Raw genomic sequence first — 21,472 nt, 5'->3', positions numbered from 1 at the left:
AATTTTGAAGAGTGAAAGATATATAAAGGTGGAAACAATTATTACTCGGATAAAAATTGGTAATTCGTATTGCTTTCAAATAATAAATTAACACGCTGATATGTCCCAACCATTCCTGTTTGAGTTTGAAGACCAAAGCTGGTTTCCTGATGTGATAAGAGAAGGAATGACAGACTTTTTGCGTTTTATTTTTACCAGAGGCAATTTATATCAACCCATTATTCCCCTGCTTGCAGATGCGTTGCAACAGGCAAATGCTCACAACATTGTAGATGTATGCTCCGGCAGTGGCGGACCAATAGAACAGGTAGCAAAACTACTAGCGAAGCAGGGCGCTACGGTGCCTATAACAGTTACAGATAAATTCCCCAACATTCCTGCGTATAAATTGTTGCACACAAAAAGCAAACGTGTTATTAGCTATATCAATTATCCGGTGGATGCAGCGCAAGTGCCTGCGGGCATTAAAGGGTTCCGTACTATTTTCTCCGGCTTTCATCACTTCAGCAAACGGTCTGCAACAACCATATTGAACGATGCTGTCAAAGCCAGGGAAGGCATTGCCATCTTTGATGGTGGCGATAAAAGTGTGCTATTTATCCTTACTATTCTGCTGTTGCAGCCAGTTGGTTTTTTCTTATTTACACCTTTCATAAAACCATTTCGCTGGTCAAGGATTATATTTACCTATCTCCTTCCATTTATACCTTTTTGCACCATTTGGGATGGCGTAGTCTCCATCATACGCCTACATACGGTGGAAGAATTATTAGCTATCGCAAGGGCAACATATTGCACCAATTATCATTGGAAAGCCGGAACAGTAAAAAACAAACTAGGTATGCGCATTGCTTATCTGATTGGCTATCCGTCAGGAAAAAAATAAACTATAGGAATACTAATATTACTCATAAAAAAAGTGTATTTCTTTTTCAAGAAATACACCTTACGAACGCTTATTCCATTTACTTTCTATAAAATCACGCCTGCTAAGGGTAATTTTACAGGTTAAAGTTTAGAGCTGGAAATCACCGTTCTGATGCTTAAATTGCATCCAAGATAGTGCCATTTTACTATCGGGTTGATTTACAGTAGTTAACTCTAGAACGACGTTTTTTAATGACTGTTGAAACAGGGGAATTGATGTGGAAAAATATTCCTTTCTGCACCTATTTCCCATAACGTACCACACCTTTTTACCGGCACAAAAAGCACCATTGTCTTCTATCCCCTATTTACTGCTTTCTGTCGGCTCCTTGCCTTTCCAGCATCCAGCCGGGGTACTCTGCAGGTAGCTTACTCACTTCATCCAACTGCTGCAACTCTGCTGCTGTAAACTGAACATCTATAGCTTTCAGGTTATCTTCCAATTGCTCCGTTTTTTTGGCACCAATAATTACCGAACTTACTGCCGGCTGGTGCAGCAGCCACGCTAATGCCAGCTGCGCTACCGATGCACCTTTGGCTTCTGCCATTGGATGAAGCACATCGAGGATATCGAATGCTCTGTCCCGATTTACCGGCGGAAAATCAAAGTTCACACGGCGTGCATCTTCGGGGCCCTCGCCGTTGCGTTTGTACTTGCCGCTTAATAAGCCACCCGCCAGCGGGCTCCATACCATCAGTCCTACTTTCTGATCGAGCAGCAGGGGAATCAATTCCCTTTCTAAATCGCGGCCGGCAATCGTATAATACGCCTGCAGCGATACAAACCTTGCCTGTTCTGTGTACTCCGAGAAAGCCAATGCCTTCATCAATTGCCAGGCAGCCAGGTTGCTGCAACCAATGTAACGCACCTTACCACTTTTTACCAGGTCGTCAAGTGCCCATAAAGTTTCCTCCAGCGGTGTAAGCGGGTCATAGCCATGTATCTGATACAAATCAATATAATCTGTATCCAACCGCTTCAAACTTTCTTCTACCTGTTGCATAATGTGTTTGCGGGTCAATCCGCTGCCATTAGGACCTTCACTCATTTTGCCTCTCACTTTGGTAGCAATCACCAGGTCATCCCTATTCAATCCAAGGTTGCGGATGGCCTTGCCGGTCATCTGCTCCGATAACCCTTCGGAATACACGTTTGCCGTATCAATAAAATTAATGCCTGCATCTACTGCGCGTTTTACCAGTTCATCTACATTATCTTGTGGCAATGTACCAATAGCTGTCCAATAGCCTTTACCCCCAAACGTCATTGTGCCAAGGCAAAGCTCGGATACTTTCAATCCGGTGCTGCCTAAAAGGTTGTATTTCATAGTTGGTTATTTTGGGCGCAAAGGTAATTAACTGCAGAAACACAAGGACGCAACAAAAACACCTGATGGGTTTTTGTTTTTTATACTACAAACTGTAGAGCAACAATGAACTTGCTGATGTAGCCTGTATGCCTTTCAGTTATTATACAGTAAAGCAGGCAGCTGCATATAAATATGTAGAAGCTTCACATCATTGTGGGCGCAGCAAAGCAATCTGTGAATGGCGGTAAAACAAAAGGAGGCTTTTATGGTGCTCCAATAGCTGCAATTGAACTTTTAATAAAGATCAGCATAAGCCATCAATAATGAATTAAAGCATTGCACATACTGCTCTATTCCGCCCGCAATGACGAGGCAGCCTGACCAGACAGGTTAGTTTATCACAGGATATAATAGCCAGTAACTAAAATCTTCCGGCATTTTTTCTTCATCCGCCATATTCTTTTAGGCTTATTATAAAAACATTTTGCAAGCACGATCAACTTTCATCTGTGTTATGACTCATTATTCAACTGTATATTCTCCGCTTTTTTTCTTAACCGTATGTTTAGCAATTCTACAATCAGTGAGAAGCCCAGACAGGAATAGATGATACTTTTGCTCACCTCCTGATGTAATCCACCGGCAATGAGCACCACGCCAATCACAACTAAAAAGGAAAGTGCCAGCATCTGAAGCGTAGGGTGGCGGTTAATAATGCTGGTGACCGGCCCTGCAAAAAGCATCATAATGCCAATGGAAACAATCACCGCAATAATCATTACAACCACACTGTCAACCAGCCCTACAGCAGTTAAAATAGAGTCGAAGGAAAATACCGCATCCACTAACACAATCTGAAAAATCACGCCACCAAAACCAACCACCTTTCCTACCTTTTTCTGTTCCAAGCCGGTATCGCGTTTAAATTTATGATGAATTTCCAACGTGCTTTTCACAATCAAAAACAACCCGCCTGCTATTAATATCAGGTCTTTAACGCTCAAGGCAAGCGGATTAGCAGAAAGCCCCTCAATTGCCGGAATGGTCATCACCGGATCTTTCAAACCAATAATCCAGGTAATGCACAACAACAAACCTACACGGAACAACATGGCCATTAACAGTCCGAGATTGCGAGCCCGGCGTTGTTGTTGCTTCGGCAACTTGCCGGCCACAATAGAAATAAAAATGATATTATCAATACCCAGTACAATCTCGAGAAAACTAAGCGTAAGCAGGCTTATCCAGATAGCCGGGTTAGTAAAATCGGGAAAAACTAATTCCATATACTTGATTTAAGATAGCTTACTGGTTAGCAGGTTCCTGCTCGGGCTCTTTTTGGGTTAAATTATACACAGTTGTCGTTTGCAAACCGCTTTTCTTTTTTCCTAAAAGCAGTTTAAGTAGAACGGGACCTGTAGTAATCACTACAATACCAATGATGATTTTTTCAAGGTTTTCTTTTGCCCAGGTATTTTCGCCCAGCAAAAAGCCCGCTGATACAATACTGCCCGCCCACAGAAAGCTGCCGAAAACATTATATACAGAAAACTTTGCCGGATTCATCCGCACCATGCCGGCCACTATTGGCGCAAACGTGCGGACGATAGGCAGAAAGCGGGCCAGCATAATAGCGCCGCCGCCTTTTTTGTCATAAAATGCCTTGGCCTGTAACAGGTATTTTCTTTTAAATAACCAGTTGTCTTTCTGGAAGAGCAATCTGTCGGATTTTTTTCCAAACCAATAGCCCGCATAGTTGCCCAAAACGCCTGCCGTTGTTATTAATCCAATCCAGAAACATAAATTAATCAACGGTAAAGTAAAAGGCGCTAATGTATTGGCAATAACCATTCCGGCAATAAACAGTAAAGAATCGCCGGGCAGAAAAAAGCCAAAAAACAAGCCAGTTTCAATAAATACGATGAGCACCACAATGTACAATCCACCGTGTTGCATAATCCATTCGGGGTTGGCTATGTTGCTAAAAAATTCTATTATCGTTTGCATAATTATTACATATTGTGTTATTAATTAAATTGCTTCCACCGCCGGTGGAAGCAATAAGAAGGGGTTTAATCAAAGTCGAACAAATCGCCCAGGAAAGACTTCTTTTTATAGGGCTTATTATAGCCATATTGCTGTTTGCTATGCGGATGATAACCATACTGCTGTTTGCTATGCGGATGGTAACCATCAGGCGTACCAAAATTGTCTGGTCCGGTAGTTTCATCAGGAATGCTTTGCGCCGCATACAGCAGCATCTTATCCAGTTCGCCTTTATCCAGCCATACGCCCCTGCACGAAGGGCAATAATCTATTTCAATATGATTACGTTCGGTCATTAACAAGGTTTCATTACAATTAGGACATTTCATAACAGGATGATTTTACAATAAGTAAAAAATTTATACTATGTATAAGAATAACGCTTTTTTCAATTAAGCAGCCTATCGTGCTTGCAGCATATACCATATTACACATTTGTGGTATGCACTTAAAAGAAAATGCAGAGCTGTGTTAAGAAGCAATTTCTCCTCAGCTCAAAACAAAGGCATTATGAGAGCAGTAATTAAAAAAGGTTGTAACGGAATAGAAAAGCGTAATAGCCCGGTGCAGGTAAAAAGCAATTTGCAGGAAAATAGGATGGCTGCCAACCAATATTGGCAAGTGCAATCTGGCTGCCGCCATTGTAAGCATGACTGAGGTGTTGTTTCCTGAAGGAAAAATGAGTAAACCGGCTTACATACGAAGAAGTGGTTAATTGGTTTTCCTCCGTTTCTGTTGCACCCGCAGTTTGGTTCAATTGCAGGGCAGTGGCTTGTTTATAATCTTCAGAAGTGATTTTTATAACCGGAGCCGCTGTGCAAACACAATTAAAAAACAGGAATAGGATCCCGAGCAGCATGTATCTAAAACCGGTATGTTGCTTCACTGACATTTTAATTGTGTAAATTTTATCTTGCAAATCTACCCGAAAAAGGGAGCGTAAAATGTTATCGTTTTAATAAACCCGTTATGTCTCTTCAACACCAAAAACAGCCTTTATAAGCAAGTACTTTTTTATGTGCGTTGGGTAAAGATTTGATATGAATACGGAGAGAACAAATTTTACTTTTAGCAGTAAAACATAAATGAAACCGATAGGCCAAGTGGATAAATTGCAAGCTTCCGGATAAAATAGGGGAAGTATTCAACCATACGTGTTTACAATCCTTTCACTGCTCTAAACACATAGTTCCCGTTTTGTATATTTTTGGTATTACAACCGGTTTTTATTCCTTACTTCAAGGCGCCGCGCCAGCATCTTTCAGAACATAAGTAAAGGTGGCTTATGAATGCTGCTTCAAAAATAGTTTGGCTGCAATCAGTTCAGGTCTGTTCGAAGTGGAGCAAGCTATTGTGGCTAATTGCTGGTAATAATAAATAGCTCTTTCCATGTTGCTCAATTTTTCAGCAGCTACTCCGGCACCATACAAGCTATTAAAACGGTTAGGACTTTTTTGCAGCACTTCTCTGTATGCCTGTAATGCCTTTTCGTACTGTTTCATCTGAAGTAACATATCTGCATACAATTCCCTTGCAGGCAACACCTCTCCCGGCGTTACCGGGTGTTTTGTAGTACTGTCTTCCATATTGGCTGCGGACTGCATCAACTGCAACGCTTCCGATTTTTTTCCTGCCGCAAATTTCAGCCACGCTTCACCCGTTTTTATCTGAATGGCTACCTGTTTTGATTTGTAATCATCCTTCTGCTTTTGCAACGTACTATACAGCGCATTCAGTTTTACCAGTTCCAATAGTGCAGTTGAAAGGTCTCCGCTGTGTGCCGCACCCAATAAGCGTGCAAAATGAATAATCGCTTCCTGCCAGGGAAATTTATTCCACGGGAAATCTGCCGGTTGTAGTAATAAACCCGCAGCTTCCTGCCATCTTTTATTTTCAAGCGCTATACGGGCAGGAACAGCAGCAAACGTGTAGGCTTCTTTAAAATTAACGGGATAAACTTCATGAATAGTTGAGAGGTATTTCAGTTGCTCGCTGGCAGCAATATTATCTCCTTTTTGCAGGTAAGCATACACAAGATAATCTATGCCATGCAATTCCTCATCCCAGTGACCTTTAATACCTGTTGCTTCGGCATAGCATTTAGCCGCCGCAACAGATTGTATGTTTGACCGGATACAATCATCCCAAAGCCCGAGCCTTGTAAAAATATGCGATGGCATGTGCAACGCATGTGCGGACGAAGGAGCTACCGCCGCATACCTCCGGGCTGCAGACAAGCCAAGATGTGCTATACCGGGATAATCATACGTGTGAATAATATAATGAACAATGCCCGGATGGTTGGGCTCAGCAGTATATAACGCATTCAGTATAGTGCCTGCTTTTTTCTGTTTTGTATAAGCTTTATCTGATGGGTCTGCCGCAGCATTTAATGCCAGTGCATAGAATATTGCGGCTTCTTTATCATCGGGATATTGGCTATACAATTGTTGCATTGCTTTTTCAAAATGGATGCTCCGGGTATCCGGATCGGTTTTATCCCAATCTTTATAATAAGTTGCCGCGGCATTGATATAGTCAGATTCGCGTTTTGATTTCCGGGCAATTGCGTTTGCAATCTCAAGGGCTTTTGTACCTTTTTTAAGATCAGCTTCCGAAGGTGGCTCCCACAAGGAATGAAAGCTGCACATAGCCACTCCCCAATATGCCATTGCACATTCCGGCGAAGCTTCAATTATTTTTGCAAAAACTTTTTCCGATTCATCATATTCAAAGGAGTGCAACAGTTCCACTGCTGTATTGAAATCGGTTTTCACTTCGTCACTGCAGCTCATTTCAAAATCAAGCGTTCCAAATTCTTTATCCGGAGGTCCGCACGAAATAAGTTGTCCGCTTTTTAAATGCAATTGACCGATTAATTTTTTTGAAGGCTTTGCATTATTTCCTCCACATGCAAGTAGCAGAGCAGCAAGTAATAAAAATAGCAGCCATTTTCGGGGAAGTGAATTCATATTGCAGGGTTTTTACTTTACTGAATTCTACTATTTCTGTAAATAACAGGAACTGATTTTGTGCGAATTAATAGCGTAGCTACTAATGTTAGACCAGCTTAAAGAATACCGGTATTTATATTCTTCAACCAGAATATAGAACTAAAGATAAATAAAATTCCAGATGTTCATTCGCTTCCGTCTGCCAGTTTTTTCCAAACCTTATTGCTGCCTGTAGTGGCATTTAGCGTTATGTTGGTTTGGAAAAAGATATAGCGTTTAATATAAAATCTGTTGCTGATTAACTTTAGTTGGCCCGCTATGGCAGCAAATCTATTGTTATGCGTATAATGCCCTCTTCATGATAATGTATGTTTCACATAAACTGTCATTTTTTTGTAGACTCATAGTAAAGCGTTACCGCACCACAACCAAACGTTTTTGTCTTTATGAATTTAAGAATCGTCAGGTGGCTTAGGTTTTTAAATAATGGTAAACCGTGCCCGGCTATAACCGGGTGAACACAAAGTTGGTATTCATCAATTAAGTGAAGTTCCGTTAAGCTGACAATCAAACCCGGGCTGCCCACTAAAATATCTTTACCCGGTTGTTGTTTGAGTTCAAAAACTTCTTCTTCAATATCTCGATTTGCCAACTTTGCACTTTCCCATTCTACATTTTTCAGCGTGTGGGAAAAAACAATTTTCGGAATGTTGTCTATTATCACTGCAAATCTATCCATTGCTTTATTGCCGGTAGGATTTTTAACCACAGTTTGCCAATATTCCATAAGCTGGTATGTTATCCTGCCATATAGAATGGTATCTGCGTTACTTAAAAGATCAGCATAATGATAATGTATTTCTTCATCTGGAATTATGGCTGTGTGGTCACAATACCCGTCAATTGTCATATTGATTGCTGCAATTAGTTTTCTCATACTGTTTCGCTTAATTAATTGTCAGATCTCTGTCAACGGTTGATGTGCTTGCAATGTCGCTAGAAATACTACACATACCTTTCTTATCTACGAGAAAGTAACAATAATCTACAATTCTAAATTCCGCTTTGAAGTAAGTATAATTTTATTTAAAGGAACTTCGCAAATTCCCCTTTCATTCAAATATTTTGGCTTGTAAATCCACTTCTGTTCAAATACAACTGTTACGCTTCCCGAATATCCTTTTGCACCCGGTACGCAGCGCCTCGATGCACTCTTTTTATGTAGTATAAAGATATAAAGAGAGTGCCTTTATGTTCTCGTCTGCGGTTTATTAATACGTTGAAGAACGTTTCACATGCAGGTAACCTTAGATAAAATAAACCAAATATTACAATAATCATTTTTACACCTTATCCACCACGCTCACTGATTTTACAAACGCACCAATTACTTCTCCATTTTGTATTTCCACCTGTATATAATCTTCCACCGTAGTCGCTACCGAAACACCTACAAAATCGGGCTTAATAGGAAACTGCTTGTGCATACGCTCTACCAGCACCAATACCAGCACGCGCCTGGGATGAAAATCGAGTAAAGGGCGCAGTGCATACATGAGCGTGCGACCACTGTTGCTTACATCATCTACAAAAATGACGTTCTTGCCGGTGAAGTCTATCTCTTCGCTCAGGCTTATTTCCTTAGGCAAATGCTTGTCCAGCATGATAGAGATAACCTGTGGTTTTACTTTTATATATTGTTCCAGTAACCGGCAAATTTTTTCGGCTATTACGGTGCCGCTCTGCCTGATGCCAATCAGCACCAGTGGCACTTCCTCTTCGCTTACCAGTTCGGCTATTTCCAGCGCCATGCGATGCAGCTTTTCCTGCGCTGCTTCGTAACTTAATACATAATTTTTATCAGCCATGGTATTCATTTACCACTCAAATGTAGTAACAATCACGCATCTTCATTTACCTTAGCGGCACAACTTTACTTATGCACCTTGTAGCACAGATTGCCTTTATTGTATTGACGATCGTTGCAATACTCCTTTTTGCCAGAAAAGCAAAGGAAATACGCGCCAATATTCTCCTGGGCAGGGACGAAGATTTTAGCGATCAGCCGGCCGAACGCTGGAAAAATGTGCTGCTCCTGGCATTGGGGCAAAAAAAGATGTTCCGCAAACCTATTGTTGCAATACTACACTTAGCTGTGTATGCCGGCTTTATCATTATTAATATCGAAGTGCTGGAAATTGCGCTGGATGGGTTGCTTGGAAGTCATCGCTTGTTTGCACGCCCTTTGGGTAGTTTTTATCCGGCGTTCATCAATATGTTTGAATTACTGGCAGTGCTGGTACTTACAGCTTGTGCTATTTTTTTAATTAGAAGAAATATAGTGAAAGTGCCACGCCTGCAATGGAAAGAACTGAATGGCTGGCCAAAAGAAGATGCGAATATTATTTTGATAACCGAGATTATCTTAATGCTCCTTTTTTTAACGATGAATGCTGCCGATACTACCTTGCAGCAAAGAGATTTTGCTGAATATGGACAACATATTACCGGCAATTTTTTCTTTTCTTCATTTTTACATCCACTCTTTACCAATACCAGCAGCGAAACGTTGATGACTATCGAACGCACGTGCTGGTGGTTGCATATCATTGGTATTTTTGCCTTTTTAAATTACCTGCCTTACTCCAAACACTTGCACATTTTGCTGGCATTTCCCAATGCGTATTATGCACGCATTAAGCCACAAGGCAAAATGCGTAATATGCCCGAAATTCAACAGGAAGTACTATATGCCATGCAGCCCGAAACGGCACCTGTTGGCGATACTGCCGAGCCGGAACACAAAAAGTTTGGGGCAAAAGATATTTTTGATTTAAGCTGGCGCAACTTGCAGGATGCTTACACCTGTACCGAGTGTGGCCGATGCGCCGCCGCTTGTCCGGCTACCATTACCGGCAAAAAGCTGAATCCGCGAAAAATAATGATGGACACGCGCGACCGCATGGAAGATGTGCGCGCCAACATTAAAAAGAATGGAACTTTTACAGACGATGGCAAAACATTGCTGAGAGATTATATTACGGAAGAAGAATTGCGCGCCTGCACTACTTGTCAGGCTTGCGTACAGGAGTGCCCGGTTGCCATTAGTCCGCTGGATATTATCGTGCAGATGCGGCGTTATTTAATCATGGAAGAAAGCAGTGCCCCGGCAGAATGGAACAGCATGTTTAGCAATACCGAAAACAATTTTGCACCCTGGAAACTTTCGCCCGATGAGAGAGATAAGTGGGCGGAAGGATAAAAGTTTAATGTTATGCCGTTAGGTCAATAGTTCACGGGTTTATGGCTTTGCAGTAGCAATGTTGGAGATAAGTTGAAATAAAAGCTTACTGTTAAGGAGATATTTTATAGCAAAATGCCTCCCCAACATTAAGCCTTAAACTTTAACTCCAACCCCTCAACCCGCGAGCTTACTTCATCATTGGCACAATCACTACTTTATACAATTGTATCAGAGCAGTAAAAATAAAAACAGCGCCCATAAATTTATTCATGCCTTTATTGCTGGCTTTTAGTTTTTTTGCTATCCGGTTTCCGGCATGTATATACACGGCAAGCCCGGCAATAGTACCGGTACCAGCACCAATGGTAAACATATTGTAATCAAGATTATTGGGGTATAATAAACCGGCATTAATCAAAGTAATTCCCCACGTAAACCAAAAAGGAATTTGCACCGGATTTACGGCACTCATAGTTACGCCCAATACAAAACGGTTAATTTTGTTGTTTAATAAAATTGTTTTTTTATCAGCGGCTTGTTTGTGGGCCATTGTAAAACTAAGGATGCCCAGCGTGAGGAATAACAAAATAGCCACCCAGTTGAGTATGGTAAAAAAAGTTTGGTGTGCTACTACCCAGTTCATGCCCGATAAGGCAATACGGAGGTAAATCATTTCCACGATAGCTGCGCCTATGCTGAACAGCCATGCTTTTTTAAAGTTTTCTTCCAGCCCTATTTGCGTAGCTATAATATTTAAGTTTCCTAAAGGCAACTGCCCAAGAAAACTTACCAGCAAACCTAATAATAAGGTTAATAACACATCCATATTAAAACCGAAAAAATGCAATGATAAATGAAACAACATAGAATGATCAGAACTCAAAATCAATATCTGCCTTTTTAAGCTCCGCAAAAAAACGGTCGGCATTTACTATATGCTTTCTGCCTGCCCAATAACTCCAGTAAGGAATTCCGCTCTTATAATTAATCCTGCTGATGTGATACATATCGTGCCAGTGGTGTGCAATTATTTTTAAAGCATTTGTATAACGCATACCGCAATCATAAATATGGTTAGGCTCGGCGCCGGTGCCATTAAACTCTAAAATCTGTATATTTTTACCTTCTTTGAGATCGGTAACAGACGTGCATTTGAGGTCGTAACGGCCATAATAAAAATGCCCGTTTTCATTGCTGATGGTATCAAATACGGCACACAGTTTATCATCTATTTCATGGCTTAAATTTATAAAGCGCGCGCCACGGTTGTGATTGCCCGCAATACTCAAAAAGTACTTTTTACCCGCAGGTATCACTTCATCTAAATGTGCAGCATGACGGAGGCGCATCTCTTCTTCCCTGAAGCATGCACGCTCATCGTGCTTAATCAATTCCAACAAAGTGCTTTGCCCGTTGCCAGTTACAGAAAGATAATCCTTCAGAATAAAACCTGTTACTTTTCCTTTTTGCTCGCCAGGATAGCGTATGTGAAATACACTGAATTCCATAGGCAGCTCCACCAAACTCTGTATTAAATAAGCTGCCGGTATATGCCTGTGATATTCAGCAAGTTCCTGATCGTTGTTTATTTTTCTAAACAGTAGCCCCTGCATTCCCACCTGGGGCTTTGCAGCACACGGATAAGTAATGTTGGCTGCTGTCATTTGCACTTTTATTTGCTGCAGCGGCACGTTGGGTGATACATAAATAGTAGCCGGGTACAGATGCTTTGGCAACTGGTCGTACATCTCGCGTTTGCTCTCGCCCTGAAAGCCCGAAAATTCAAGCGTAGGATTTACATTGGAGCAAAACCAGAGCGCGCCTGCCCGGATGGAATAATACAACCAAACAACACTCAATGGCATGTAAATAACATAAAACGGCCATAGTTCCCAATGCGTTAATTGCTGCCAGAAGCGTTTCAAACGATTAATTTTATAAGCTGGCAAAAATAGAGAGAAAGAAAGGAGATTACTTCTATAAAGATTCTTAAAGCTGCTTCATTGATAATGATAACTGCTGATAACAGCCTGATATAGCTGATAGTAAACACCTTTTTTGGTAACAGGCTGCACTACTACGAGGCGTCCCCTGCGTCGCATATTCCGTAGTCAGCAAGGCTTACAACTTCAAACTAAAATGCTCACAGTGTCCGAAACCCCGTTAGCATTAACTGAATGCAAATCATAAGCAATTGCTACTAAATATAAATCGCTTTTATTTCTGCTCCTTTCGTTCTACTTTTGCGCCCTGAAAAATTTGAAAGATTTAAGCCCATGATAAGTGTAAAAAATGTAACGCTTGCTTACGGCAAGCGCGTATTATTTGACGAAGTAAACATCAATTTCGTGCATGGCAATTGCTATGGTGTGATTGGTGCCAACGGTGCAGGTAAATCAACTTTTTTAAAGATACTGAGCGGAGATATAGAGCCCAATAAAGGTACAGTAGAGATAACGCCGGGCGAGCGCATGGCGGTGCTAAAGCAAAACCAGTTTGAGTTTGATAACGAAACGGTGCTCAATACCGTGATGATGGGGCATAAAAAGATGTGGGAAGTAATGCACCAGAAAGATGCTATTTATACCGACCCCGATGCTACCGAAGATGATTACATGAAAGCCGGTGAACTGGAAGCCGAATTTGGTGAGATGGGCGGCTATGAGGCTGAAAGCAATGCGGGCACTATTCTAAGCAGCCTTGGTGTGAAAGAAGAATACCACCAAAGCCTGATGAAAGACATCCCAGCCAACCTCAAAGTGCGCGTGTTGCTGGCACAGGCGTTGTTTGGCAATCCCGATATCCTCCTGCTTGATGAGCCTACCAACGGATTGGATATTGAAACTATTGGCTGGCTCGAAAATTTCTTGGCCGATTATCAAAATATTGTACTGGTTGTAAGCCACGACCGTCACTTTTTAGACCAGGTATGTACGCATGTGGCCGATGTGGACAGAAGTAAAATAAAGGTGTTTACCGGCAACTATACCTTCTGGTACGAGAGCAGCCAATTGATGGCGCGCCAGATAAATGATAAGAATAAAAAGGTAGAAGAAAAACGCCAGGCATTGCTTGATTTTATTGCACGGTTTAGTGCCAATGCTTCTAAAAGTAAACAGGCAACCAGCCGTAAAAAGGCATTGGAAAAATTAACCATTGAAGAAATTGAACCTTCTAACCGTAAATATCCGGGCATTATTTTTCAGCCTTTGCGTGAGGTAGGCAACCAGATATTGAATGTGGAGCAGCTCGCCAGCAGCAGTGCCGATGGCAGAAAGCTGTTTGATAAAGCTACTTTCAGTATCAACAAAGGCGAGAAAATTGCCTTTTTAAGCAGAGATCCGCTGGCAGTGACCAACTTTTTCGAAATTATTAATGGCAACCTGCAGCCCGATAGTGGTAAATATGAATGGGGTACTACCATTACAAAGGCTTATTTACCATTAGAAAACAGTGAATTTTTCAAACAAGGGCTAACCTTAATGGATTGGCTGCGCCAGTTTGTACCACCGCACGTAACCGATGCCGACGAGCCTTTTTTGCGTGGCTTTTTGGGTAAGATGTTATTCAGCGGCGATGATATTATGAAGAAGACAAATGTGCTGAGTGGTGGCGAAAAAGTGCGCTGTATGATAAGCCGTATGATGCTGCAAAATCCCAATCTTATTGTCCTCGACCAGCCAACCAACCACCTCGATCTCGAAAGTATTCAAAGCTTTAACGAAGGTTGCCAGTCGTTCCCCGGTATTGTATTGCTTACGAGCCATGACCATACGTTTGTGCAAACTGTTGCCAACAGAATTATTGAGCTGACACCAAATGGCATTATAGACAGGCTGATGACTTACGATGAATACATGGAAGATGCACGTGTGCAGCAGTTGAGAGAGGAGATGTATAAATAAGCGCAACATTAAAGTACAACTGCATTCCGTATAACTTTTATAATTAAATACTACTATTACGTACAGTAAATTCCTGCCGTAATAGTAGTATTTTTGTTTAGTAATAGTGTGTTATGGATAGTAAAATCACATTGAACTTAGATAAGGACATTATTAACAAGGCAAAAGAGTTCGCGGCATAAAACAATGTTAGCTTATCAAAGCTGGTTGAGTTCTTATTGCAAAAAGTTACGTCCACTTCTACTAATTCTTTGGAAGATTATCCAATTGCCGATTGGATGAATGAACTTGCAGAAGGTAAAGGCATTTACCTTACCCAACAGAAAAGCAGAAAAGAATGGAAAAATGAATACTTTTCTGCTGCAAAATGAACCTTTTTATTGATGCCAACATACTTGTATCGGTCGTAAATAAAGAGTATCCTCTGTTTATCTATACTTCCCGTATTTTAAGCCTTTCAGATTCGCTGCGCTTCCAGTTATTTACTTCGCCGGTATGCCTTGCCATCACATTTTACTTTGCTGAAAAGAAATTTAAACGCAAAGTTAGTTGCCAAGCAAAAAATTGCTTTGTTGTGCAGCCATATAAATATTACAAATACAGGAAAAGAAGCAACAATGCAGGCAATTAGCAATCCTGCTATTAACGACTTTGAAGACGGGCTTGAATATTATTCAGCCAAGTAAAGTAATTGCCGTTGTATTATCACCTAAAACACAGACGATTTTTACTTTGCCGATATGGAAGTGTTGAACAGCAAGAATTTCTTTATGAAATACGTGGCAGGTAAACAAATGCCTTAACCATAAGGAGCAACTGATAACAAAATGCTTCTATTTATCAAAATAAAAATCAATTCATTCCTTTTCCTACACTCCTTCTTCTGCATTATTAAACACCCGCTTTAACGGCAGGCTGGTAATAGAGGAAACAATCAGTGGGAATTTTTCTACTGCTACTACACTTGGGTCCAATCCAAAACCTCTTTCTTCGCTAAGGCTTATTTCTTTTATCCAGAAGTGCAGGCGCATTACGAGCTTTTCAATAAAAGGCAATTCATTATCGTTGGACAAGAATTTTTCCATTACAATAAACTGGAAATCGCCTACCACATTATTACGCTCCAGGCTTTCGTAACGGCTCGTTACATTCACTTCTTTATTTTTTACCAGGTCTTCCACTACTTTCCTAAACATCAGGCTCAGCTTTTGCTCTACCCTAAAGCCAAGGCGAAATTCTACCCGTATAATATCGTTTGGAATAATATGATCCACCACAAACTCGCAGGTATAAGGATCGTCCAGCACGTCCACATGCACAAACCAATAAATGTCAGCACGTTTTGGTTTTCGGTTAAGGATGGAATAAATAATCTTATGCTCTATTTCCTTAGGGTTATTGGCACTGGTCATATACACCAGGTGTGTAGCATATTTAGGAACTGTTTTATCATTACTCAGTTCCTGAATCATGGGTATATAATGCTCCATCCGTACAAATTCAACATAACGGTTTTTAATCCTACGACTCCTGAACCACACGTACATAACTACAAACAGCCCACCGCCAACAATTAGTGTTACAAAACCACCATGTGGAAATTTTAACAGGTTGGCGATTAAAAAACCAACTTCAATGGAAAGATAAACCAATAAGTAAAGATAGATCCAGCCCCGCCAGGTACGCTGTCCTACAAGGTAATTGGCAAACAAAATAGAGGTGCTGATCATGCACATAGTAATGGCAAGTCCGTAAGCTGCCTCCATGCGGGAGGCTGTTTGAAAATATAATACAATACCACTACAACCAATAAACAACAAAGTATTGATACCGGGTATAAACAGCTGTCCCTTTTCTTCAGTAGGATAATTTATCTTCATCTTCGGCCACAGGTTCAGGCGTAATGCCTCGCTCACCAGTGTAAACGAACCACTGATTAATGCCTGGCTGGCAATGATTGCCGCAGACGTGGCAATGAAAATACCGATATAAAGAAAATTTTCGGGCATAATGGAGTAAAACACGCTTTTAAGCGGAATGGCAGAAGGATTGGCCGCCATAAAGACTGCATCGGCCATTAAATCTTTCTGCACAAACAGTTTTCCTTCCTGCGTAAGCAACCATGCGCCTTGTCCAAAATAATTGAGTATCAGGCATATTTTTACAAACACCCACGTAATGCGGATGTTGTCGCGCCCCACGTGTCCCAAGTCCGAATACAACGCCTCGGCACCCGTGGTACACAAAAACACAGCGCCCAGCAGCCAAAAGCCTTGCGGATATTGCGTTAATAGTTCAATGGCATAATGCGGCGAAAAAGCCCTGAAAATACTCCAGTCGTCGCTCAGATGCATCAGCCCCAGTACTGCCAGCATCAGAAACCACACCAGCATCATAGGTCCAAACAATTTGCCTATTAAAGAAGTACCAAACTGCTGCAAAAAAAAGAGTGCTGCCATAATGCTTAGTACAATGGCAACAATCACCGACTGGGATATGTTCTCGAAGCGTGGAATAATCTCCAACCCTTCAATAGCCGAAGTAATGGTAATAGGTGGCGTTATCATACCATCTGCCAGCAAAGCCGCACCGCCAATCATCGCCGGCAATACCAGCCACTTTTTTTGCCGCCGCACCAGAGCATAAAGGCTGAAAATCCCACCTTCCCCCCTATTATCGGCTTTCAAAGTAAGGATTACATATTTAATGGTTGTCTGGAGTGTCAATGTCCAGAAGATACAAGAAAGCGAACCCAATACCAGCAGTTCGCTTATAACGCGCCCATTAACGATTGCGTTTAACACGTAAAGCGGAGACGTTCCTATATCGCCGTAAATTATTCCTAATGCCACTACCAATCCAGCGAGCGTAACCTTATTAATGTGCTTACCCACAAGTATTTAATTAATCAGTGGTCAAAGGTATATGATAATACTTAGTTTATTCAAAATTGGCGCAATTCTGTACTATAATTCATGCACCTTTTGGACTCGCTATTCAACTATCATCTGTTAGCATTGCTGTATATTTTTTATGATGCAAGCATGTTCGTTCTTTCATCATTCACCTTTCGTGCCAACCCTCTTTTAATACTTTATAAAGAATATTTATTTCCCCGTATGCTTATAAACCCTCAAATTTGCCGCCATTTGACGTATGCAGGCAATTACTGAATTTTATCCACAACTTTCCAGGTCACACAAAGTTGTTGTTACCATGCACCAGAAGCCTGACGGTGATGCAATGGGTGCCGCACTGGGATTGTATCATTTTTTAATACAGCTTGGTCAGGAGGTAACGGTGATTTCACCAACCAACTGGGCCGATTTTTTAAAGTGGATGCCCGGCTGTGATAAGGTGATCGATTTTGAAGCCCACCGCGAAAAAGCTGCCCGCATTATAAGCACTGCCGAAGTAATTTATTGTGCCGATTTTAACGCCTTACACCGCACCAAAAACCTGCAACATGCCTTGCGCAACAGTAAGGCTGTTAAGGTATTGATAGATCATCACGAATTGCCGGAAGCACATGAATTTTCGTACGGCATTAGCAACCCCTACAAAAGCTCTACCTGCGAAATGGTGTACGACTTTATTGTAGAAGCAGGCTATACTGCCAACATCAACCTTGATATAGCAGCCTGCTTATATACCGGTGTAATGACTGATACCGGTTCTTTCCGCTTTCCTTCTACTACTGCATCGGTACATAAAATGGTAGCGCATTTTAAAGAGTTGGGATTAAATCATACTGTTATTCACGAGCATATCTACGATAATTTTTTAGAGAACCGTTTGCGCTTCATTGGCAATGCATTGCTCAACAAACTGGATGTATTGTATGAATACAATACGGCCATGATGGCGATCCCTAAAAGCGATTTAATAAAATTTGATATAAAAACCGGCGATACAGAAGGCTTGGTTAATTACCTGCTTTCGATAGAAGGCATTAAGCTTGGCGCACTGCTGATAGACCGGGATGAAGAACGAAGATGGAGCTTTCGCAGCAAAGGCAACTTTGATGTAAATGCTTTTGCACGCCTCCACTTTGAAGGCGGCGGGCACAAAAATGCAGCCGGCGGCAGAAGCAGCGATACACTGGAAAATAATGTAAAGCATTTTAAAGCGGTATTAAAGCAATACGAAGAGCAACTTAACAATTAACACTTCCACCTGTTCTTATACCATTATCTTATTGCCATAAAACGTATTCATAAACAATAAATAAAAAAGCTAAAGGATGTTAAGGTATAAAAAATCTGGTACCGCAAAAACATCCGGCATCAAAAACAAAAAGTACAAATGAAACATGTAATCTTTGCAGTGGCTGGTTTAGCCCTGCTTTCCACCGCAGCCTGTAAGGTGAATTACGATAAAACCAAATCGGGACTTCCGTACAAGGTAGTGTCTTCCAAGGGCGGTCAGTCGGTAGTACCCGGACAGATCGTAAAGTTTAATGTAGAATTTAAGCTGTCGCCCAAAGATTCTATCCTTAACACTACATATGGCAAATTTCCTGGTTATACACCTGTAGATACCGGCAAAAACACTGAATATACTTTTATCGAGTTGTTTCCGCTGCTTAAAGTTGGCGATAGCGTAGAGTTTACCATGAGCATTGATACGCTTAAAAACCGTGGTATGATACCTGACTACGACAGCATTTTTACGCGCAATGGACAGATTAAAGGCAAGTTGTCGATATTAGGTGCTTTTGCTACACAGGATTTGGCAAAAAATGACATGGATAAAGAAATGGAGAGAGAAAAAGCCCGTGAAATTGCCAGTATAGAAGACTACCTGAACAAAAAAGGTATAAAAGCACAACGCACTAGGAATGGCGCTTTTGTAGAAATTACTACGCCCGGCGATCCTAACCTGAAAGCTGATTCGGGCAAGCTGGCGATGGTAATGTACCGGGGTTATCTTCAGGACGGAGGTACCGTGTTTGATACCAATATGGATACTTCAAAAGGTCATACCGATCCTATTCCGGTAGTAGTAGGCACTCGCCGTGTTATTCAGGGCTGGGACGAAGCACTGCCTTATTTCAGCAAAGGCAGTAAAGGAAAAATTTATGTTCCTTCTACATTAGGTTATGGTATGCGTGGTGCCGGACAGGATATCCCTGCCAATGCAAACCTGATTTTTGATATTGAAGTAGTAGATGTAAAAGATGCACCACCTGCACAGCCGCAACAACAAGGTGGCAATCCGTTTGGCAATCTTTCCCCGGAACAAATGAAGCAATTGCAGGAGCAAATGCAACAACAAAGACAACAACAGCAAGGTGCACAGCCACAACAGGCAGCACCTGAGCAGAAGAAATAAGATGACAATTGACAAAACAAAAGCGCTTTGCGGTTTCGCAAGGCGCTTTTGTTTTCATTATATCCTCTGATAATTGTTTTTGTCATCAAACAACCAACGACAGTCAACTCTCATTCAACTACACTCCTCTTTCTGTCAACTTTCTTGATATGCTTCCAGCAGTTTAATTGCTTCTGCTGCTTCTTTTACATCGTGCACACGCAAAATGCGTGCGCCGTTGAGCAATGCAATAGTATTTAAAACAGTAGTGCCGTTAAGTGCGTCTGCAGCCGGTATATTCAATGTTTTTTGTATAGTGCCTTTGCGCGAAAGCCCGATAAGCAATGGCTTTTGTAATATAGAAAATGTATGCAAATGTTTTAACAGCTGAAAATTGTGCGTATTGTTTTTAGCAAAGCCAAAACCTGGATCTACTATTATATCATGAATGCCAGCAGCTTTGCACGCACTTAGTTTTTGTATAAAATAATCCAGCACTTCTTTTACTACATTTTCGTAGCTGGCATATTGCTGCATTATTTGCGGTGTACCTTTGATGTGCATACATATATAAGGCACACGTAATGTACCAACGGTTTGCAACATGCCTTCATCCATTGTTCCACCGCTTACATCATTTATAATTGTTGCACCTGCAGCTATGCTTTGCCTTGCAACAGCAGCATAAAAAGTATCTGCAGAGATAAATGCTTCCGGAAAAGCTTTGGCAATTGCTTCTATCACCGGCAATGCCCGGTCGCGTTCTTCATTTTCACTTATCAAAGTACTGCCTGGGCGCGTACTTTGCCCGCCAATATCCAGTATCGTTGCACCATCCTGCAACATTTTAGCTGCCTGCTCCAAAGCCGCATCTACGCCAGATTTACGGCTACCGGCAAAAAAGGAATCAGGTGTTGTATTGATGATGCCCATGACAATTGGCTTATCAATTATTAATAGTCTTCCATTGCAATTGAGTGTAAACATTGGTTGCTTTTACTTTATTTTGTAATAATACGAACCTATCTTGAACAACAGCGGCACAAAGCACACAGAGGAACACGGAGAATCTCTTGTTTACTTATAAAATAACAACTATTCTCTTTTCCCGCTCGTGCAATTCGCGTAGTCAAGATATATAATTCGTGTAATTCGATTCAGTTGTGTTCATACATTCGCACCATTCGCGTTTATAATAATTTTGAGCAATACAATCACATGTCGCAAACCAATAGTCAGTACGATACAGTAGTCGCAGCTTGCAGAGATATTTTTAAAAATAAAACAATAGATTACGGCACTTCGTGGCGGGTGCTTCGCACTATATCGGTAGTAGATCAGATTTTTATAAAAGCCTTACGCATCCGCACCATACAGGAAGTAAAAGAGCAAATGATAAGCGATGATATACCCGGTGAATTTAAAGGTATTTTGAACTATGCAGTAATTGGGTTAATTCAGTTGCAACAAGCACCAGCCATAGAAGATGTACCATTGGATATAGCTGTTAATTTGTACAACCAGCAAATACAAGTAGCCAAAGAAACGATGCTCGCTAAAAATCATGACTATGGAGAAGCATGGCGCGATATGAGCCAGCAAAGCATGGTAGATTTGATATTGGTAAAACTATTGCGCATTAAACAGATTTTGCAAAACGATGGTAAAACGCTCATCAGCGAAGGTATAGATGCGAACTATGTGGACATTATTAATTATGCTGCATTTGCCTTGATACTCATCAGCGAAGGCAAGGCATAAAGGGAATCAATA

General features: G+C 41.2%; 20 protein-coding genes. 8 read left to right on the top strand and 12 right to left on the bottom strand.

Annotated elements, in window-relative coordinates:
- Positions 1-100 precede the first annotated feature (100 nt).
- The gene (locus tag FC093_RS15135) at positions 101-886 is read left to right on the top strand and encodes a class I SAM-dependent methyltransferase (protein ID WP_137262643.1); all 786 of its coding nucleotides are present in this window, start codon (positions 101-103) and stop codon (positions 884-886) included.
- Between the two features lie 349 nt (positions 887-1,235).
- Here FC093_RS15135 and FC093_RS15130 read toward each other — a convergent pair whose 3' ends face one another.
- The 8 genes from FC093_RS15130 to FC093_RS15095 all read right to left on the bottom strand — a co-directional run bounded on the left by FC093_RS15130 (position 1,236) and on the right by FC093_RS15095 (position 9,105).
- Positions 1,236-2,255 carry an aldo/keto reductase gene (locus tag FC093_RS15130; RefSeq protein ID WP_137262642.1) on the bottom strand — a complete coding sequence of 340 codons (1,020 nt, stop codon included), beginning with the start codon at positions 2,253-2,255 and terminating at the stop codon, positions 1,236-1,238.
- A gap of 494 nt (positions 2,256-2,749) precedes the next feature.
- The gene (locus tag FC093_RS15125) at positions 2,750-3,523 is read right to left on the bottom strand and encodes a TerC family protein (RefSeq protein WP_137262641.1); all 774 of its coding nucleotides are present in this window, start codon (positions 3,521-3,523) and stop codon (positions 2,750-2,752) included.
- Positions 3,524-3,542: 19 nt separating this feature from the next.
- A complete protein-coding gene (locus FC093_RS15120) occupies positions 3,543-4,244 on the bottom strand; it encodes a DedA family protein (protein WP_137262640.1) in 702 nt (233 codons plus the stop codon).
- Positions 4,245-4,309: 65 nt separating this feature from the next.
- Entirely contained in the window at positions 4,310-4,612 is a 303-nt protein-coding gene (locus FC093_RS15115) for a TFIIB-type zinc ribbon-containing protein (protein ID WP_137262639.1), read from the bottom strand.
- A 194-nt stretch (positions 4,613-4,806) separates the two neighbouring features.
- Positions 4,807-5,142 (bottom strand): hypothetical protein, encoded by a 336-nt coding sequence (locus tag FC093_RS15110; protein ID WP_137262638.1) that lies wholly within the window; start codon positions 5,140-5,142, stop codon positions 4,807-4,809.
- A gap of 424 nt (positions 5,143-5,566) precedes the next feature.
- Entirely contained in the window at positions 5,567-7,255 is a 1,689-nt protein-coding gene (locus FC093_RS15105; protein ID WP_137262637.1) for a tetratricopeptide repeat protein, read from the bottom strand.
- Between the two features lie 367 nt (positions 7,256-7,622).
- Positions 7,623-8,174 (bottom strand): dihydrofolate reductase family protein, encoded by a 552-nt coding sequence (locus FC093_RS15100; RefSeq protein ID WP_137262636.1) that lies wholly within the window; start codon positions 8,172-8,174, stop codon positions 7,623-7,625.
- Positions 8,175-8,580: 406 nt separating this feature from the next.
- Positions 8,581-9,105 carry a phosphoribosyltransferase family protein gene (locus FC093_RS15095; protein ID WP_170971108.1) on the bottom strand — a complete coding sequence of 175 codons (525 nt, stop codon included), beginning with the start codon at positions 9,103-9,105 and terminating at the stop codon, positions 8,581-8,583.
- 71 nt (positions 9,106-9,176) lie between these two features.
- On the opposite strand from FC093_RS15095, the gene FC093_RS15090 reads away from it, so the two are divergent.
- Positions 9,177-10,499: a (Fe-S)-binding protein gene (locus tag FC093_RS15090; RefSeq protein ID WP_137262634.1), complete on the top strand. Its 1,323-nt coding sequence runs from the start codon at positions 9,177-9,179 to the stop codon at positions 10,497-10,499.
- Positions 10,500-10,668: 169 nt separating this feature from the next.
- Here FC093_RS15090 and FC093_RS15085 read toward each other — a convergent pair whose 3' ends face one another.
- Positions 10,669-11,364 (bottom strand): LysE family translocator, encoded by a 696-nt coding sequence (locus FC093_RS15085; RefSeq protein ID WP_170971107.1) that lies wholly within the window; start codon positions 11,362-11,364, stop codon positions 10,669-10,671.
- The gene (locus FC093_RS15080) at positions 11,354-12,406 is read right to left on the bottom strand and encodes an ATP-grasp domain-containing protein (protein WP_137262632.1); all 1,053 of its coding nucleotides are present in this window, start codon (positions 12,404-12,406) and stop codon (positions 11,354-11,356) included. Before FC093_RS15080 ends, FC093_RS15085 begins: the two co-directional genes overlap by 11 nt.
- A 351-nt stretch (positions 12,407-12,757) precedes the next feature.
- On the opposite strand from FC093_RS15080, the gene FC093_RS15075 reads away from it, so the two are divergent.
- The 3 genes from FC093_RS15075 to FC093_RS23795 all read left to right on the top strand — a co-directional run bounded on the left by FC093_RS15075 (position 12,758) and on the right by FC093_RS23795 (position 14,757).
- Entirely contained in the window at positions 12,758-14,386 is a 1,629-nt protein-coding gene (locus tag FC093_RS15075; protein ID WP_137262631.1) for an ABC-F family ATP-binding cassette domain-containing protein, read from the top strand.
- A gap of 113 nt (positions 14,387-14,499) precedes the next feature.
- Positions 14,500-14,568 carry a DUF6364 family protein gene (locus FC093_RS24615; protein ID WP_394347973.1) on the top strand — a complete coding sequence of 23 codons (69 nt, stop codon included), beginning with the start codon at positions 14,500-14,502 and terminating at the stop codon, positions 14,566-14,568.
- Between the two features lie 36 nt (positions 14,569-14,604).
- A complete protein-coding gene (locus tag FC093_RS23795) occupies positions 14,605-14,757 on the top strand; it encodes a hypothetical protein (RefSeq protein WP_170971106.1) in 153 nt (50 codons plus the stop codon).
- A 498-nt stretch (positions 14,758-15,255) separates the two neighbouring features.
- Here the strand turns inward: FC093_RS23795 and FC093_RS15070 are convergent, their stop codons facing one another.
- On the bottom strand, positions 15,256-17,280 hold the full coding sequence (locus tag FC093_RS15070) for a KUP/HAK/KT family potassium transporter (RefSeq protein ID WP_206106583.1): 2,025 nt from the start codon (positions 17,278-17,280) through the stop codon (positions 15,256-15,258).
- Positions 17,281-17,542: 262 nt separating this feature from the next.
- Here FC093_RS15070 and FC093_RS15065 point away from each other — a divergent pair, with 262 nt between their 5' ends.
- Together FC093_RS15065 and FC093_RS15060 are read left to right on the top strand one after the other, a co-directional pair.
- Complete coding sequence (locus FC093_RS15065; RefSeq protein WP_137262629.1) at positions 17,543-18,553, top strand: DHH family phosphoesterase; 1,011 nt, start codon at positions 17,543-17,545, stop codon at positions 18,551-18,553.
- Between the two features lie 138 nt (positions 18,554-18,691).
- Entirely contained in the window at positions 18,692-19,720 is a 1,029-nt protein-coding gene (locus FC093_RS15060) for an FKBP-type peptidyl-prolyl cis-trans isomerase (protein ID WP_137262628.1), read from the top strand.
- A gap of 135 nt (positions 19,721-19,855) precedes the next feature.
- Here the strand turns inward: FC093_RS15060 and folP are convergent, their stop codons facing one another.
- Positions 19,856-20,686, bottom strand: coding sequence for a dihydropteroate synthase (gene folP, locus FC093_RS15055; RefSeq protein ID WP_137262627.1), 831 nt, complete (start codon positions 20,684-20,686; stop codon positions 19,856-19,858).
- Positions 20,687-20,917: 231 nt separating this feature from the next.
- Between folP and FC093_RS15050 the strand changes: the two genes are divergently transcribed.
- Positions 20,918-21,460 carry a DUF1599 domain-containing protein gene (locus FC093_RS15050; RefSeq protein ID WP_137262626.1) on the top strand — a complete coding sequence of 181 codons (543 nt, stop codon included), beginning with the start codon at positions 20,918-20,920 and terminating at the stop codon, positions 21,458-21,460.
- Positions 21,461-21,472: the final 12 nt, after the last annotated feature.

Origin of the sequence: Ilyomonas limi (genome assembly GCF_005233845.1) — a bacterium.
Classification (GTDB): domain Bacteria; phylum Bacteroidota; class Bacteroidia; order Chitinophagales; family Chitinophagaceae; genus Ilyomonas; species Ilyomonas limi.
This window is presented reverse-complemented; position numbering and strand designations above follow the sequence as displayed.